The following is a 17,114-nucleotide window of genomic DNA, read 5'->3' as shown; positions in this document are numbered from 1 at the left end:
ATTTCTGGCTATGTGTCGAAAAATGGCAACTCCACGGTGAGTGCAGTCATGCCGGTCAGTTTTGGCTTTCTCCTGGTCCGCCTGTTTCCAATGTATGTGGTTGTCCTGGCGACAGAGGCGCTTCGGCTCGCCAACAAATATGCAGGGCGACGCGTCTTCGATTGGCAAATCCTCAGCGAGGACGGACATGCCGTGGAGGCAAGCAACGGCATTGCCGTGGACTGTGACGCCGCGCTCCGCGACGCGCCGGAGCTTGCCTATGGCTTCATCGTTGCGGGCGATGACCAGGCACGGACCGCAACACCGCAGATGCGCCGCTGGCTGGTCCGTGCCGGCGGCAAGGGCACGGTGCTCGGCGCCATCGACAGCGGCGTTTTCCTGCTTGCGGAAGCTCGATTGATCCGCGAGCGCAATGTCACCGTCCATCCAGTGGCGGCAGCGGCGTTCCGCGAGCAGTTTCCCGAAGTGAATGTGCAGGAGCGGCCTATCGTCGTCGATGGTTCGCTCATCACCTGCGCCGGCGGCATGGCGACCGTCGAGCTTCTGCTGATGCTTATCGAAAGGCACTGCAATGCCGCGATCGCCCGGGACGTCGCCAGCGATATGGTTTCGTCCAATGCCGCTTTCCCACCACTAGGCCGTCTGACGACAGACACTTTGGACGGTGACCACGGTGCCAGCCTGGAAAAGATCCTGGAAATCATGCGGCGAAGCGTGGAGACGCCGCTTCCGCTTCATGCGCTTGCCCGCCATGTGGGGTTCTCGGAACGCCAGTTCGCTCGCGTCTTTCATCGGGCCACCGGCGAGGCGCCGATGGCCTATTATCGAAAGCTGCGCCTCAATCACGCAAAGCAGCTGTTGTTTCAAAGCGACATGGCAGTCTCCGAAATTGCCTTCGCCTCGGGCTTCCGGTCGATTTCCGCGTTCTCACGCTGCTTCACGGCCGAATTCGGCCGATCGCCACGCAAGCTGCTCGCGGAACTTCGTGCATCGGGCAACGTGCAAGCCGTTCCGGCCCGGAATTTCACCAAGCGCGTGAGGCTGCACAGGAGCCAGCCGAAAAAATGAGAGAGTTCGTAGAGCCAGGCACAGGTGAGCCGGCTGTTCAGACCAGCGGCTTCAACTCCTGGGCAATGGTGGGCAGCAGCTCCGAGACGTTGGGGTGGATATGGGTTGCCCGCGCCAGCGTGTCGACCGGCGCCTTGGCATACATCAGGTCGAGCACGCAGTGCACCGCCTCGTCGCCACCTGGCCCGAGCACCGAGCAACCGAGAATCTCCCTGGTGTCGTCATCGACCAGGATCTTCATGAAGCCTTGTGTCTCGCCTTTTTCGACGGCACGGCCGACGCGGGTCATCGGCCGCTGGCCGACCAGCGCCTTGCGGCCAGATTTCCTCACCGCTGTCTCGGTCATGCCACAGCGGCCGAGCGGCGGGTCGATGTAAAGCGCATAGGCCTCGATGCGATCGCTGACCTTGCGCGGGTCGTTGTCGAGCAGATTGGCGGCGACGATCTCGTAGTCATTGTAGGAGGTGTGGGTGAAGGCGCCCTTGCCGTTGCAATCGCCCATTGCCCAGATGCCGGGCACGCTGGTGCGCAACTGATCATCGACGACAACGAAGCCGCGTTTGTCGACCCCGACACCGGCCTTGTCGAGGCCGAGATCGTCGGTGTTGGGGGTTCGGCCCAGCGCCAAAAGCACATGCGAACCGACCGCCGGCGCCTTGCCGGCGGAGAAGGTGACGGCAATGTCGTCGCCTTTCCTGGCAAAGCCGATGTCGTCGGCGCCGACGTGAACCGTGATGCCTTCGTTTTCGAGGATCGACAGAATGGCGGCCGAGACATCCTCATCCTCGCGGCCGGTCAGCCGCGGGCTCTTTTCGATGACGGTGACATCGGAGCCGAAGCGGCGAAACATCTGCGCGAATTCGAGCGAGATATAGCTGCCGCCGACGACGATCAGATGGCGCGGCAGCACATTGAGATCCATCATCGACGAATTGGTCAGGTAGTCGATGTCCTGGATGCCGGGCAGGTCGGGCACCGAGGCGCGGCCGCCGGTGTTGAGGAAGATCTTCTCGGCGCTCAGCAGGTCGTCGCCGACACGCACTGCGTTGGTGGATTCGAAACGCGCATGGCCGCGATAGAGTGTGCATTTGTCCATGCCGGCGATCCAGGTTTCCAACCCGGTGCGGGAGGCGCTCGACACCTTGTCCTTGCGCGCCTGAATCGCTTTGTAATCGACGCCGACGGGACCACCGAGCGTCACACCATAGTCGGCGGCGCGGCGGGCCAGATGCGCGGCATAAGCGCTGGCGACCATGGTCTTGGTCGGGATGCAGCCGGTGTTGACGCAGGTGCCGCCGACCAGCTTGCGCTCGATCAGCGCCACGCTCATGCCGGCCGCGTTCAGCCTGCCGGCGAGCGGAGTGCCGGCCTGTCCGGCGCCGATGACGATGGCGTCGAAGCTTTTTGCCGTCATGCCACGGCCGCCAAGATCAGCAGGCCGCCGATGATCGCCACGGCGTCCTCGATGAAGGCGGCGGGCGGGTCTTTGCCGAAAGCGGCTGCAAGCCGGCCACGCACTTCGGCGCCGCCATACGTGCCTATGACCGCGCCGATGGCGCCGGCGATCAGGCCGCCGATGGTGGCGCCGCCGGTGGCACCGATCACCGCGCCGGCGAAGGCGCCCATGATGATGCGCGCGCCGAACTGCTGCGGCACTTTGCGGCTCGGCGTGGACGGCAACTGGTCGGTGACCAGTTCGACGATGGCGAGGATGGTGAAGATGCCGACAGCGGCCCAGTGGCCCATGAAGCTCGCCCAGATGCCGGCGACCGGTAGCCAGCCGAGATACGCGCCCCAGGCAACCGCGGCAGGCGCGGTCATGGCACGAAGACCGGCAATGACGCCGATCAGAAGTGCAAGAATGTACAGCATGATTGACCCCCTCGATCACCGGGCCAGGACAGTCCGGCAAGAGCAGGCTAGCATAGGCTTGGCATTTGACCAGTGGCGACGCTGGCGCTTTCCAGTTTGCATCGACTGTGCTTTGGAACGAGATGGAGACAGGAGGCGCCGCCATGGCTGGAAGTGAACGCACAAAAATGGCGGTCGGCGAGTGGTACACATGCCTCGATGACGAACTGGAGGCTTTGCGTGTCATCGCGCGCGATGCGGTTTTCGAACACAACAGCCTGCCGCCCGGCCGCCGCGGCAATATCGGACCCGCCCTGAAATCGCTGCTCGGCGCGGCGGGCGTCGGCGCTCGCATCGAGGCGCCGTTCCATTGCGCCTATGGCTTCAACATCGTCCTCGGCGACGGCGTCTTCCTCAACGCCGGCTGCACCATTCTCGATACGGCAACGGTCCGCATCGGCAAGCGGACGCTGCTCGGCCCCAATGCGCAGATCTATTGCGCCGAGCACCACAAGGAGGCCGCCGGGCGACAGGCGGGCCTGGAGATCGCGAAGCCGGTCGAGATCGGCGCCAGCGCCTGGATTGGCGGCAGTGCCATCATCCTCGGCGGTGTCAGCATCGGAGATGGCGCCATCGTCGGCGCCGGCAGCGTGGTGACGCGCGACGTGGCCGCGAACATGACCGTGGTCGGCAACCCGGCGCGGCCTGTCAAGCGCGGTTGACGTTCACGCAAGTGAAAGCACCAGTTCGTTTTCGCTGCTGGAATATGCAACCCCTCTCGACGTCGGGCGACGTCTAAGCCAATTTTGCGGCCTTGCTCACGGAGGGTCCAGTGCTGGAGAGACAAGCGGTCGACATGGCTGCATTCAACAGATCCATCGAATTGCCATTCGAACTTCGTTTGAAGGATTTCGAAATTGCGATGCAGGACGTGTACGACTTTTTCTTTGATGTGAACTCCTTGTTTCGATCGAAGGGCTTACCTCGGCTGGAGGAGGTACTGCGCGCGGCAAACATGTCGGGAATGATATCCGATATGCTGACTGCAAGCGTCGCAAACCATTCGCGTTCTCTCTGCCAAAATCAGTTCCACAACGGCCATCCCGACCTCATCGTTCGCGGGAGATACGCGAATGACAGCACCAAGTCGGGGATGGATGGGGTCGAGATCAAAACCACTCGCAAGAAAGGAGGCGCCGTCGACACCCACGGTGCTCGCGAGCAGTGGATGTGCGTGTTTGTCTATGTCATCGACGATAAAACCGAGCCAGCACAAGATCGTTCACCGACGCGCTTTACCGAAGTTTACCTCGCTCATCTGGTTGAAGCCGACTTCCGCAAAAATGATCGAGGGCCTCTGGGAACTCGAACAGCGACTGTTGACAAGGCCGGCGGGCAAAAGATGCGGTCAAACTGGATCTATCTGACGAAGTGATGCGAGTTTCGGCATGGCATCTGATGCCAGACGGATAAATTTCGGATCGGCTTCAACACCTATGCTTGGATAGCCGACGGCGGTGGCGGCAGCCAATGTCGATCCTGAGCCCGCAAATGGATCAAGAATGACGCCTTCCCCAAGGGGTAGGGATGCCCGAACCACTTGACGAAGAAAGTTTTGCGGTTTGAGCGAGGGATGCGGAGCGATGAGACGTTCGCTTCTTGTTGTCGGGCTTGACCGGATGACGTCGCCGAACGGCTGCTCGTCCGACAAGCGCCGGAACCCGCCGGTTTTCCACTTTCGAAGATTGTCTTGCACACGACCCTCCAGTGGACGGCGCAATACCACCCACGGCTCCCATTGCGACCGTGGCATGACCGAAACATCCGGAAAATCCTGATGAGCATTCTTCGGGCGATCACCGCCGCGCATAGTCATGGTCAATCGCGCAAGATATCCACGAAGTTCCAGTCCAGCATTCGCCATTGCCGACGCGACAAGATGTGAGAGAAGTGGGTTGCTGGCCACCAAAACATTGCCTCCGGGTACAACCGCACGACCTAGCAATGTTCCAAGGCGCCGGAAAAAACGATAGAGTTCATCGCGATCGCCTTCGTTCAATACTGTGAAGCGAGGCAGAGGGGCTCGTCTGTTCCCGTCGAACGATGGAGGAACACGCCAAACACCGCCTTTGCCGGCACGTAGTTTTGTAAGTTCTTTCTCGCTGTATTCGACTATTCCATAGGGTGGATCAGTAACCACCGCATGGATGGAGTTGGGCGCGCACGAAGCCAGCCAGTCAAAGCAGTCGGCATGATACAGGATAGCAAGCCCGCTTTGCACAGCGGGATTGAGACGAACATGCCGCACATTGGCTTCTGCATCCGACCTGATGCGATATCGCCCCCGTGCCGTGCGTTCAAAAACCTCGGGTGCATTGGAGTTCAGGTACGAACGAACCGAAGATGCAGTTACCGATCCCAATTGAAGCGCTACGGCGTCGCTTATTTCGGCGACTGTTGCGTCACGTTCGAGGGCGGACAAAAAGCGAAAAATGGAATCCCGGATAACCCCAGGCGCGCTTGTCATAGCCAATCCCCTCGATATGCGTAAGGCCAGTTTGACGTCTAGACGTCAAATGTCAAGCAGATTGTTCTTTTTATGTTCTGGAAGCTGCGCGCCTAGAGCGGGATGCGTTCGAATTGAATCAGGCATCCCGCTCTAGCTGTTTGTTTTAGCCGCATTTGTGCGACGCCAGGCGATTCCACCTGGCCGCAAATGCTCTAAGAACAGTCCTTAGAACAGGCCTTCGATCTGGCCTTTCTCGTTCAGAAAGATCTTTTCCGAGGATGGTGCCTTGGGTAGGCCGGGCATGGTCATCACCTCGCCGCAGATGATGACGACGAAGCCGGCGCCGGCCGAAAGCCTGACCTCGCGCACCGGCACGGTGTGGCCGGTCGGCGCGCCGCGCAAATTCGGGTCGGTCGAGAAGGAATACTGGGTCTTGGCCATGCAGACCGGCAGGTTGCCGTAGCCCGCCTTCTCCCAGGCGTGGAGCTGGTCGCGCACCGACTTGTCGGCGATCGCCTCGGAGCCGCGATAGATGCGCTGGACGATGGTGTTGATCTTCTCGAACAGCGGCATCGCGTCGGGATAGAGCGGCGCAAACTGCGACGCGCCGGATTCGGCCAGCGCCACCACCTTGTTGGCGAGTTCCTCAATGCCGGCCGATCCCTTGGCCCAGTGCTTGCACAGGATCGCGTCCTCGCCCATCGAGGCGACATAGTCCTTCATCGCCTGGATTTCGGCATCGGTGTCGGAATAGAAATGGTTGATGGCGACCACGGCCGGCACGCCGAACTGGCGGATGTTCTCGATGTGACGGCCGAGATTGGCGCAGCCCTTCTTCACCGCCTCGACATTCTCCTTGCCGAGGTCTTCCTTCTTGACGCCGCCATTCATCTTCATGGCGCGCACGGTGGCGACGATGACGGCCGCCGCCGGCTTCAGGCCGGCCTTGCGGCACTTGATGTCGAAGAATTTTTCGGCACCTAGGTCGGCGCCGAAACCGGCTTCGGTGACGACATAGTCGGCGAGCTTCAGCGCCGTCGTGGTGGCGACGACCGAGTTGCAGCCATGCGCGATGTTGGCGAACGGACCGCCATGCACGAAGGCGGGGTTGTTCTCCAGTGTCTGCACGAGGTTGGGCTGCATGGCGTCCTTCAACAGCACCGCCATGGCGCCGTCGGCCTTGAGGTCGCGGGCATAGACGGCCGACTTGTCGCGGCGATAGGCGACGATGATGTCGCCGAGGCGCTTTTCCAGGTCCTTCAGGTCGGTGGACAGGCACAGGATCGCCATGACTTCCGAGGCGACGGTGATGTCGAAGCCCCCTTCGCGTGGAAAGCCGTTGGCGACGCCGCCGAGCGAGCAGATGATCTCGCGCAGCGACCGGTCGTTCATGTCCATGACGCGGCGCCAGACGACACGGCGGGTGTCGATGCCGAGTTCGTTGCCCCAGTAGATGTGGTTGTCGATCAGCGCCGAAAGCAGATTGTGCGCCGTGGTGATGGCGTGGAAATCACCGGTGAAGTGGAGGTTCATGTCCTCCATCGGCACGACCTGCGCATAGCCGCCGCCGGCGGCACCGCCCTTGACGCCGAAATTGGGGCCGAGCGAGGCCTCGCGGATGCAGACGATCGCCTTCTTGCCGATGCGGTTGAGGCCGTCGCCGAGGCCCACCGTCGTCGTCGTCTTGCCTTCGCCGGCCGGGGTCGGGTTGATGGCGGTGACCAGGATCAGCTTGCCGTCCTTGTTCTTCTTCACCGATTGGATGAAATCGGCGGAAATCTTCGCCTTGTCGTGGCCGTAAGGCAAAAGATGCTCGCTCGGAATGCCGATCTTCTCGCCGATCTCCTGGATCTGCTTCTTCTTGGCGGCGCGCGCGATCTCGATGTCGGACTTCACTTCGGCCATGACGGCTTTCCTCTGGATTGGACGGTGGAGGGGACGGGTTCGATCACTGATGCATGTTCGAAACTGCCCCGCGGGCGCGTAGGGGCTTGTTCTAGCCCTGTCGCAGCCGTGGCGTCAAACTTGCATGCAACTATGTTTCCTATGAAGAAATAATTCCTGCCGCCGGCCGACCGTTTCCCAAGGTCTCTCGCGCCACTTGCCGTGCCGTATAGAAGCCAGAGCGGACGCCGTTCCGCCGTCTCAAAACAGCCGCACAATGCACGGAATGCGACAGGCTTTCGTGCTCTCTCGCCGGCGCGATCGTCAGCAAGTCGCGCCGGTGGCGGCTCGACTTCCCCGCGGGACTACCGGTCGAGCACTCCTCTGATCTCCACGATCTGCGAGCGCGCGCGCAAGAGGTTGAAGCCCATGGTGGCAAGGTGCGACGGAAAGATGAAGCTCGACTCATTGCCGTTGGAGATGATCCACGGCTGCATGTTGAGTGCGTCGCGCACCTGCACCTGCATGGTATCCCAAACCGTGGCCAGGTTGCGTTCGCGGATGACGGAGGAGAAGTCCGAGCGCGTTGCGCTCAGGATTCCGTAGTAGGCGTAAAGCTGGCCATAGGCGAACCAGAACCTGTCGTCAGCGCGTGGATCGAACCAGCCGGCGTCTGAAGCCTCGATCTGCCCGCGCAGGATGTCTGACGTGGAGCCCATATCACCGGCGATGCGGTCCAGAAACTGTAGCAGGTTGTCGGCACGCGCGTCGAATGTTGCTTGGCATTGCTCCAGGCTGGTGTTGAAGGCGCGGACCTTCTGGTTCGCTTCCCGATACACGCTCGGGGTCGGGCGCGTCGGCCCGCGCAGGCCGATGTACCAGGCGTCCTCGTCCCAGGACATCGCCGTCCTGGCGTCCTGTAGGTTCTGGTCTATGCGCGAGGTGCCACGGGCGCGTCCCAGCGTGTCCACAAGTTCGGTGGTGGTGCGGCGCAGCACCTGGTTAATACCGAGCTGGAACGCGGCCTTGTTGTCGAAGAAGGGCGTGTTGCGCCAGGGGACGCCGAAGAAGCCGAGCTTGGACACCAGCATCGAGGAAATCCAGGCGTTGCGGTTGACGTTGAAGTCTATGAGGTCGGCTGTCACGGCGGCGATCTCGGAGCGTTTGCAGCTCTGCGGCGTGGTCGGGTTCTGGCTTGTCGTGCCGGAACCCTCGCCGCCTTGCGTCGCAGCCGGTGCGACGGGGTCGCCGGCCAGGGCGTTCGCCGTCTGCGGACTGTTGGACTCCGCCAGTATTCTGGGGGGATAGTCGGGGTTGAAATCGTTCCAGACCTGGGTGACGTAGAAGAAATAGGCGTAGAGGCCGACAAGCACGAGCAGAGCCAGGCCGACCACCGCCTTCAGGATCCAGCCGCGCTTCGTATACCAGCGCCCGGCCCACATGAACGGCCACAGGATGACGCCGATGACGAAGCCGATGCCGCGGCCGATCCATTGGAAAATCCGGGTGAAGAAGTTCACGATCGGATCAAGCATGGCGATGTCACCCCCTCGTCAATCAGCAAATCGGTCAATCAGTCAGGCCGTAGAGGCGTGTGCGAAACGCCACCTTGTCTTTCAGATATGTGGTTTTCAGAACGTCCACAACATGCGATCGCCAGGCGTCGCTGTAGCCGTCAAAGTCCCTGTAGAAGCCCGGCTTGTTGAAGACGTAGCGCGAGACGAAGTCCTGCGGCACGAAATCGGAGATCAGCTGGTTGGTCAGCCAGGCGTCGGGATGGTCGGGCTTGGCCCGGATCACCAGGAAACGCTGCTGTGGGAACACGTCCTCGATCTTGAGGTGGCCAAGCTGGGCGATCTCGCGCTTGGCGGCGTTGAGGAAGGGAAAATTGCCGTCCCTGGTGATCAGGTCGGTATTGCCGTGGATCCAGGTCTGCAGCCAGACCTTGTCGACATCGGTCAGGTTGCGGTCGGGCTCGGTGTCGCGGATCAGCGCGCGCACCACCATTTCGGCGCGATGTTCGAGATAGCCCGAGGTTTCGATCCATGAGGCGCGCGGCAGTTCGATGCGGCCGGTGGCAGTGAGGAATTTGAATACCTTGTCGGCATCGTTGATCGAGAGATAGCTCACCTGCCATGGCCGCGAGCGGCGGAAGCCGGGTGCGGCCGGGTCGCTGATGACAGTCGTCATGTCGGGATCGACGAACACGTAGAGCCCGCCGAAATGGCTGGTCCAGTAGGCGTTGTGGCGGAAGATCACCTGGTCCGGCACCAACGCGTTCTCGCGGATGTCGCCGCAGATCTTGGCCAGCTCGACCATGCGGGTGAGTATGGCATTGTCGCGCCATGCGTCCGGCTCCTGCTTCAGCCGGTCGACGAGCTTGCCGAGTTCGGCCGCCTTGCCAAGCACGTCCTCCGCCGACAGCACCTTGAACTCGACCTGGTTGATCGACAGCAGATCCTCGATGTCGTTGACCCTGGGGACCGAATCCTCGATCTCGCCGTAGATGACATCCTTGATGGTCAGCGCGTCGATGGCGCGCTGGTTCTTCGACATGAACTCGAACATCAGTTGCGAGGTGTTGGAAAAAGCGGTGTGCACCACGGGCAGGTCGATCTGCGATGGCGTCAGGATGATGAAGCGGCGGTTGACCTCATTGGGGTCGAGGTAGCCATAGTCGCCGCATTCCTCGGCCACTTCAGGCGAAAAACCGGTGCGGTCGATGTCGAAGCTTTGGAGCTTCGTCGGCTTCAGCCCGAAGGCAGCAAGCGCCTTGTTGTAGCGCTGGATGAGATGCGGCTCGTCGACCGTCAGCAGCCGGCCATAGATCAGCTCGTTGTCGCGCAAAAGGTCAGGTTTCTTGGCCATTATTCCTTCTCCCCGTTTACGGGGAGAAGGGAAGGTCGGCGTAGCTCACGCATTCCAATTGCCCTTCTTCTTCATCTCCTCCATCTCTCGCGCAGCCCTCTCACGCAGGCGTGCGTCCCGCAAAAGCTTTTCCACCGCCGCGTCGTCGGATTTGTCGGAGTAGCGGAACTCGCTATCGGCGTAGCGGTTGATCTCCTGCATGACCATATCCATCGAGAACGGGCCGCGCAGGTCCTCGATCATCGCTTTCTTGTCGTCATAGCTCTTGTGCATGAAGGCTTCCGGCTTTTCGAACCACTCGTCCGGCAGTTCGATGTCCATGGCCCGCATCTTGATCGCATCGGTGACGTTCTTGATGGCGCGGCCGGTGAAGCGCGGTTCGGCGTCCTTGATCATGTGCAGATAGGTGCCGATGTCGGCCATCGACTTCGGCGCGCCATTCTCCTTCATGTAGCGCTCGTAGACCTTCATCAAGCCGTCTTCCTGCGGCTTTTCATGCTCCTCATAGGCTTCCATAACCGCGCGCTGGATTTCCTGGGCGGCATAGAGCTTGTGGTCGCCGAGCGGGATCTTGTGGTTTTTGCCCGCCAGCAGGACGAAGATGTCGATGTAGTCGTCGCGGCTTTGCGGCCCGTCGACCATCCAGCGCGCGCCGGCGCGCTGGCGCAGCGCATCGTCGACGTTTTCGGGATAGTTGGAAAACATGCCGAAGGAGCAGTTGCCGCGCACGACGGTCGACGCACCGGCAAAGGCGTCCATCAGGACGCCGGTGATCTCCTGCTGGCCGGCGGAGGCGCGGTCATCGGATCGTCTGGCTGCCACCTGGTCGATGTCGTCGACGGTGCCGAAGCCGATGACGCGCGGGTTCAAGACATTGTTGATGAACTGGCGGCAATTCTGGCCCGACTTGCCCTGATAGGAGGAGATCTGGTCGACGCCGAAATTCTCGTAGGCGAAGGGATAGCCGGCGACCTGGCAGTAACCGCTGACGAGGCCGGCGATCATCTGGATCAGCGTCGTCTTGCCGGTGCCGGGCGCGCCGTCGCCGATGAAAGTGAAGAGGAAGCCGCCAAGCTCGACGAAGGGGTTCAGCTCGCGCTCGAAATCATAGGCCATCAGCATCTTGGCGAGCTTGACCGACTGGTATTTGGCGATGTGGTTGCCGACGACCTCTTCCGGCTTCTTGAAGGTCATCACCAGCGGCTTCGAGCGCTTGCCCGGCGCGACGTCGAAGCCATCGAGCGTAAAGTCATCGACATCGATGCGGATATGCGCGTTCTCGAACGGGCCGATGCCGTCGAAGCGGCCCTTGCGCGCCAAAAGCCCGTCGATGGCGACGCGGGCAAAGGCGCGCGCGCGGGTCATCAGGCCTGCATCGTCCTTGGACCCGGCAATCGCTCTGTCGAGGCCGGCCAGGATCGACTTCACCGCATCCTGCGGAGTGTCGAACAGGAAGTCCGGTTCGGGCGTGTCGTTGGGTGCCTCGCCGTCGCTGTCGATGAGCTGGAACAGATAGGAGGCGAGGCTGAAGGCGGAAATGTAGGCCGAGGCCGACAGCAGTCTCTTGAAGGTGGCAGCTTCGTCGCCTTCGAGGGGCGCGCGGGCGTTTTTCGCTTGCAGGCTTTCGAGGTCGGAACCTTCGGCGAAGGCGTCCGATATGGCCAGCGCTAAGGCCGTGCCGCGCCGGGCGCGAAACAAAAGCGTATGCTGCGCGATGCTCAGCAACTGGTCGTCGGGATGGACGGCGGCGACGGTCTTGGCAAGCTCGACCTCGCGCGTGCGCCGTACCGAACCGACCGAGACCGTCGAGACGAAGCGGCGGTTGGTGCCGGCAAGGGCGGTGCCGGATTCGCGCGAAGGATCCTCCAGCACGACGATGCGGGTGATGAAGCTCTGCGCGGTGGCGCGATGCTTTTCGATTGCCGCTTCCGAAATCGTGGTCAGGCCGGTGTCCATGAAGGATGCTCCGCGGTGTGACGGTCAGACGTCGCTGATGACCTGTCCATTGGACAGGATGTGGACCTTGTAGCCCGAGAAGATCTTCTGTGCCTCGCCGGCGGCGTAGAGCGCCTGATAGGCCTCGTGCGGGATCAGCGCGTGGTTCTCATAGCTCGACACGCCCTGGCGCGCGGCTTCCAGATCGTCGGTGTTGATGAAGAATTCCTGCGTCGTCTTCTCGCTCGAAAACAGCCCCTTGCGGCCGGGTTTCTCGGCCTTCGAATAGACTTCCTGGATGGTCCAGGTCAGCAACCAGGCGTTTTCCGGCTTGCGCACCTTGGCCAGCACTTCGCTCACCGTCGAATTGTTTTCGGTGATGCCGGCCGAATAGAAGGGGCCGAGCACGATGCGGCGCAGTTGCTTGGGGTGGAGCGGCTCGAAATCCTTGTCGAGGTTCACCGCGATCGTCGCCGGCGACAGCGTATAGGCGGAATTCTTCTCGGTGAAATCGTCGAAGCGGCGGGCAAGCTCTGGATTGAGCAAGCCGTCCACCGGCAACGGAATGTCGATCTTGTCGTTGAGCTTGCCGTTGCCGTCGACGAGCTGCCGGATCATGTCGTCGGAGGAATCCTCCACGGTCACCATGTAGACCAGCGGCAGGTTGGCGCTGCCGTCGAAGGCGGCCCAATGGACGAGATAATAGGGCCGGCCGGTTTTCGGATTGACCGAGACGTTTGCCGTCTGTGCCAGTGTGAACGGGCCGAAGGTGGTCTCGCTCCTGACGCCCTCCAGATAGAGCCGCTCGGCCATCGACTTCTGCAGCGCTTCGGGGAATTCCTTGTGGCGCAGGATGAAGTCGGCCATTTCCTCACGCAGCTCGCCGGCCAGCGGTATGTTGGCAAGCCGCGCATCGGCCTGGCGGCGGTCGTTTTCCAGTTCGAGCAGGTTCTGAAAGACCGGAAAGCCGCTTTCAGCGCGCGAAATGCGGAACGTGTCCATGAAGCCCAGCCGGTTGCGCCAGCAGGAAAAGGATTTGTCGAGGCGCGCAATGTATTCGGCGACGATCTTGGCGACGATGCCGTGCCGGTAGAGCGGCGAACGGTCGTCGCGCATGAACACTTCGAGGCCGCTGAGCGCCGCCGTGATCGCCGAGAAATAGCGCGCCGCCGCTTCGTTTTCCGGGGTCATGCAGCCAGCCTTAGAGTGCGATGCGCGTGCAGCAATTACGTCTGCACGTAGTTGGACGAATTGTGCTTCTTCAGCACCTCGTCGAAGCGGCGGGCGAAGGCATCGTCGGCCAGCTTCTTGCGGCGCTGGATGTCGGCGGTGGCCACCATATTCTTCTCGTGCATTTCGAGGAGATCGCCAATGTGCTTCTGTGAGGCGGCACCAATGCCTGCCATGGTCTCTTCGGCGGTGTTGTCGACCTGGCTGCCCAGCGTGTTGATCTTGTGGGCGACATCCTGCTGGGCGGCGGTCTTCAGCGAATCTTCCAGCGCCTTGTAGAGCACGATGCGCTGCTCGGTATCGATGGTCAGCTTGTTGATCAGCGTCGACTGCGCCGCGATCTGGTTGTTGAGCGAATCGACGAAGGTCTGGAACATCGAAGTGTAGCGTTCCAGCGTCTGGCTTTCGGCCAGCAGCTCCTGCTCCTTGGCCTGCTTCTCATTGTATTCCGTGGCCAGTTTCGAGCGCTCGCCTTCAAGCTGCGTGCGATCCTTCTGGCTGGTCGAGGCGGCGATCCTGTTCTCGATGTCGAGCAGCATCGGGTTGAGCTCCTCGATACGCTTCTGGACGGCCTCGAGATTGGACATGGTGGTCTTGCGGCGCTCGATCACCTGCGCGAGGCTGGTCTCGGAGGTCTTGTAGCGCTGGTCGAGAACGTCCTTCTGCGCCTTGAGAATGCCGACGATGGTATCGGATTTCGCCAACAGCTCCTGCAGATTGCCGGCCAGTGACATGTTGCGGACACGGTCGGTGCGCATGCGCTGCTTGCGCTGGCTGGAAAAGATGCCGATGAAGTTCTCCCAGCCTGTGTAGTTCTTCATGCTTTCGAATTCAGCGCCGAAGACGTTGGTGGCGTCCTCCAGCCCGATGATCAGGTCGGCGATGTTGCCTTCCATCACCTTCTGCTGCTTCAACACGTCCTCGATGCGGGCGTTCTCGATGTCGAAATTGGCGTCGCCGATCTTTTTATCGGTCTTGGCGAGCGTGTCGAGCACGGTGCCGGATTGCTCGATCTTGGTGCGCATGTCCTGCACGACCTGCTTGGTCTTGGCAATTTCGGCATCGAAATTCTGCAATGTCGCCATGGAGGCCTCCCGCTTCGGCATCAGTTTCGTGTCGCAACCCGCCGCGAATATATGTGCGGCATGGGGGGAAGGGAAGGCGCAAGAGACAAGACGTCAGGAAATTCAAAGCAGTGGGCCGGCGATTGCTTGATCGCCAAAGGCGACCATCGCGTGATTTCAGGACGGATCAGGGCTTGGGGTCGGCTTTGAGATAGGCGATGATATTGGCGATGTCGTCGTCGTTCGTCAGGCCGGTGAAGCCCATCTTGTTGCCGGGGACCTTTTGCCGGGGCGCGCGCAGATATTCGGCAAGGTTCGCCTCGTCCCAGACCAGCCCGGCGGCGCCCGCATCCTTCATCGCTTGCGAGTAGCGGCTGAGGAAGCTCTCCGCCGTGCCGGCGGCGCGGCCGACGACGCCCATCAGATGCGGACCGACCTTGTCGCGGTCGGTCGCCGCCTCGTGGCAGGCGAGGCATCGATTGAAAACCTTCTTGCCGAGAACGGCGTCGCCATCGGCATGCGCGGCAAGAATGCCGGCAAGGAGAAAGACACCGGCAGACGAAATGGCTCGAAACATTGCTGATCTCGACAAGTTCTGGCGAAAGTCCTTAGTTTTTATGCATGTCGTTGCCCCAAAACCGCTGCACACTCTATTTTGGGCGACATGCATTGAAGCCCCCAAAATAGGTACGAGGCCTTAACAAACGCCGCATGATGGCGGGATTGCGGAAGACAGGCTCAACCCGCACGGCGCGCTGCCAGACTTTCGACGGCCTGCAGGATCGTCTGTTCGATCGCCGCCAGCGAATGCCTGTCGCGCACGAAGGCCCGGCCGGCGTTGGCTATCGCCGCGGCTCGCCGCGGCTCCGCGGCGAGTGCCGTGATCTTCGTGGCCAGTTCGCCGGCCTCGCGGCCGGACAGGAAATGCGTGCCGGCTTCGAGGCCGAGCCCCTCGACGGCCTTTTCCGTCGCGCAGACGACCAGTCCCGCGGCCATCGCTTCGAGCGCCTTGATACGGGTTCCGCCACCGAACCTGAGCGGGATCGGCGCATAGCCGGCACGGCCAAGCAAATCCGGCAGACGCGGCGGGTTTTCGACGAGTTGCAACCCGTGCGTTGCACAGATGTCACGCACGATGTCGCGCGGATTCTTGCCGGCGACGGTGATCGACCAGGGCTGACCGGACGCCGCCAGGCGTGGCGCCATCTTGCGGCCGATCTGCTTGACCGCGTCGATGTTGGGGAAATAGCCGAGATGACCGATGAAGCAGAGGCGGAGCTCTTCGTAGCGCCGGGCGGCAATCGGCAGGGAAAGCACGGTCTCGTCGGGGATGGGATTGGCGATCACCTTGATGTGGGCCTTGATTCCATCGGCCGGTCCCAGCGCCAGCAGCATCGCCCGGTCGGCTTCGGAACAGACCCAGACCTGGTCGGCAGTGCTCGCGGCGAGGATATCGGCTTCGCGCGCCTGGGCTATCTTGCGGTGGTGCTGGCGGAAGCGCCACCAGCGCTGCAACAGGGACAGCGATCCGATGCGGTCCGCCACCGTGCGTGAATCGACATTGTGCAGGTCGATGACGGTCTGTCCGCCATGCTCATGCGCCAGCGCCAGCAATTGCGAAAGCGCGATGTCCTCGACGACGACTAAGTCGGGCGCGAACGCTTTCCAGATCGAGGCTGCTTCGGCCAATTCATCGGCCGGGATCACATGCACGGTTGGGTGTGGGCTGCGTCTGTGCCAGGGGCCGCGGCCGCGGGCCGCCTCGACGATCCGGTGCCGGATGTTCGGCGGCAGCGCCAGTACCGGCGCGCCGGTGAAGCTAACGATCAGAACCTCGCCCAGCCCTGCGAGCGCCCGCGCATTGGCGGCGTTCCTGATCTCGCCGCCGGACACCGGCGGAAACGGACAATCGACCGTGAACTGAAGAATTTTCATGTCGCCCCCGCGCGCATCGTAATCGGAGGCGAATGAAACCGGAATAGGTAGCGGTCAGGCCTTTCAGCCCTTGGTGAAGCCAATGAAGTCGTCGGGCGCGGCGCGGCCCATTTCTTCCTCCCAGTGGCGGCGGCAGAGCGAGACATAGACGTCCTTGCCGATCGCCACCTGTTCGCCTTGCCTCGCCGCCTTGCCGTCCGGGCCAAGCCGCACCACCATCGTCGCCTTGCGGCCGCAGCGGCAGATGGTGCGCACCTCGCGCAATTCATCGGCGATCGCCAGAAGAGCGCGCGAGCCGGAAAACAGCTTGCCCTGGAAATCGGTGCGCAGGCCATAGCACATGACCGGGATGTTCAACCGGTCGGTAATGCGGGCGAGCTGCCACGCCTGCTCCTCCTCGAGGAATTGCGCTTCGTCGACGAAGATGCAATGCACCGTCGTATGGTCACTATGCTCGGCAACCCGGGCGAACAGATCGTCGCCATCGCGGAACATCTCGGCTTCCGCCTCCAGGCCGATGCGCGACGAGATCAGCCCGGTATCGCCCTTGCGGTAGTGGCCGGCGACGAACAGCATCGTCGTCATGCCGCGCTCGCGGTAATTGTACGATGCCTGCAAGAGCATCGTCGTCTTGCCGGCATTCATCGTCGCATAGTGGAAATACAGCTTGGCCATGCCGCCCTTTTAAGCCGACTTGTCCTGAGGCGGGGAGGGGGCATCCCCTACATTCCACCAGAAAAGGGCATTCCATCGGCAAAACCCTGCCTAAA

The 17,114-nt window shown here is 61.7% G+C and carries 15 protein-coding genes; 3 read left to right on the top strand and 12 right to left on the bottom strand.

Translation table 11 applies throughout. The annotated features are described in order from the left end of the window. The first annotated feature begins 48 nt into the window (after positions 1-48). Positions 49-1,068, top strand: coding sequence for a GlxA family transcriptional regulator (locus MESS4_RS27865; RefSeq protein WP_006338610.1), 1,020 nt, complete (start codon positions 49-51; stop codon positions 1,066-1,068). A gap of 37 nt (positions 1,069-1,105) precedes the next feature. Here MESS4_RS27865 and MESS4_RS27860 read toward each other — a convergent pair whose 3' ends face one another. Continuing rightward, positions 1,106-2,482, bottom strand: coding sequence for an FAD-containing oxidoreductase (locus tag MESS4_RS27860; protein WP_006338608.1), 1,377 nt, complete (start codon positions 2,480-2,482; stop codon positions 1,106-1,108). Beyond that, positions 2,479-2,940 (bottom strand): hypothetical protein, encoded by a 462-nt coding sequence (locus tag MESS4_RS27855; protein WP_006338606.1) that lies wholly within the window; start codon positions 2,938-2,940, stop codon positions 2,479-2,481. Before MESS4_RS27855 ends, MESS4_RS27860 begins: the two co-directional genes overlap by 4 nt. A gap of 143 nt (positions 2,941-3,083) precedes the next feature. Between MESS4_RS27855 and MESS4_RS27850 the strand changes: the two genes are divergently transcribed. Both MESS4_RS27850 and MESS4_RS27845 read left to right on the top strand, forming a co-directional pair. Continuing rightward, positions 3,084-3,641 carry a sugar O-acetyltransferase gene (locus MESS4_RS27850; RefSeq protein ID WP_006338604.1) on the top strand — a complete coding sequence of 186 codons (558 nt, stop codon included), beginning with the start codon at positions 3,084-3,086 and terminating at the stop codon, positions 3,639-3,641. Between the two features lie 110 nt (positions 3,642-3,751). After that, the gene (locus MESS4_RS27845) at positions 3,752-4,354 is read left to right on the top strand and encodes a hypothetical protein (protein WP_006338602.1); all 603 of its coding nucleotides are present in this window, start codon (positions 3,752-3,754) and stop codon (positions 4,352-4,354) included. Here MESS4_RS27845 and MESS4_RS32860 read toward each other — a convergent pair. The 10 genes from MESS4_RS32860 to MESS4_RS27800 form a co-directional block, all read right to left on the bottom strand. Further along, positions 4,328-5,446 (bottom strand): DNA methyltransferase, encoded by a 1,119-nt coding sequence (locus tag MESS4_RS32860; protein WP_081609881.1) that lies wholly within the window; start codon positions 5,444-5,446, stop codon positions 4,328-4,330. The two genes, MESS4_RS27845 and MESS4_RS32860, sit on opposite strands and share 27 nt — an antisense overlap. 207 nt (positions 5,447-5,653) lie before the next feature. Next, positions 5,654-7,333: a formate--tetrahydrofolate ligase gene (locus MESS4_RS27840; protein ID WP_006338599.1), complete on the bottom strand. Its 1,680-nt coding sequence runs from the start codon at positions 7,331-7,333 to the stop codon at positions 5,654-5,656. Between the two features lie 344 nt (positions 7,334-7,677). Beyond that, the gene (locus MESS4_RS27835) at positions 7,678-8,847 is read right to left on the bottom strand and encodes a DUF2333 family protein (RefSeq protein WP_006338598.1); all 1,170 of its coding nucleotides are present in this window, start codon (positions 8,845-8,847) and stop codon (positions 7,678-7,680) included. A gap of 34 nt (positions 8,848-8,881) precedes the next feature. After that, positions 8,882-10,180, bottom strand: coding sequence for a DUF6638 family protein (locus MESS4_RS27830; protein WP_006338597.1), 1,299 nt, complete (start codon positions 10,178-10,180; stop codon positions 8,882-8,884). Positions 10,181-10,225: 45 nt separating this feature from the next. Further along, the gene (locus MESS4_RS27825; RefSeq protein ID WP_006338596.1) at positions 10,226-12,136 is read right to left on the bottom strand and encodes an ATP-binding protein; all 1,911 of its coding nucleotides are present in this window, start codon (positions 12,134-12,136) and stop codon (positions 10,226-10,228) included. 24 nt (positions 12,137-12,160) lie between these two features. After that, positions 12,161-13,306 carry a hypothetical protein gene (locus tag MESS4_RS27820; RefSeq protein ID WP_006338595.1) on the bottom strand — a complete coding sequence of 382 codons (1,146 nt, stop codon included), beginning with the start codon at positions 13,304-13,306 and terminating at the stop codon, positions 12,161-12,163. 35 nt (positions 13,307-13,341) lie between these two features. Beyond that, entirely contained in the window at positions 13,342-14,430 is a 1,089-nt protein-coding gene (locus tag MESS4_RS27815; protein ID WP_006338594.1) for a hypothetical protein, read from the bottom strand. A gap of 166 nt (positions 14,431-14,596) precedes the next feature. After that, positions 14,597-14,986 (bottom strand): cytochrome c family protein, encoded by a 390-nt coding sequence (locus MESS4_RS27810; RefSeq protein ID WP_006338593.1) that lies wholly within the window; start codon positions 14,984-14,986, stop codon positions 14,597-14,599. A 161-nt stretch (positions 14,987-15,147) separates the two neighbouring features. Further along, entirely contained in the window at positions 15,148-16,344 is a 1,197-nt protein-coding gene (locus MESS4_RS27805; protein ID WP_006338592.1) for a glycosyltransferase, read from the bottom strand. Positions 16,345-16,407: 63 nt separating this feature from the next. Further along, positions 16,408-17,019, bottom strand: coding sequence for a thymidine kinase (locus MESS4_RS27800; protein WP_006338590.1), 612 nt, complete (start codon positions 17,017-17,019; stop codon positions 16,408-16,410). Between the last annotated feature and the right edge of the window lie 95 nt (positions 17,020-17,114).

Origin of the sequence: Mesorhizobium sp. STM 4661, assembly GCF_000359125.1 — a bacterium.
Taxonomy (GTDB): domain Bacteria; phylum Pseudomonadota; class Alphaproteobacteria; order Rhizobiales; family Rhizobiaceae; genus Mesorhizobium.
The sequence above is the reverse complement of the archived record's forward strand: the minus strand, read 5'-3'. Positions and strand labels throughout refer to the sequence as shown.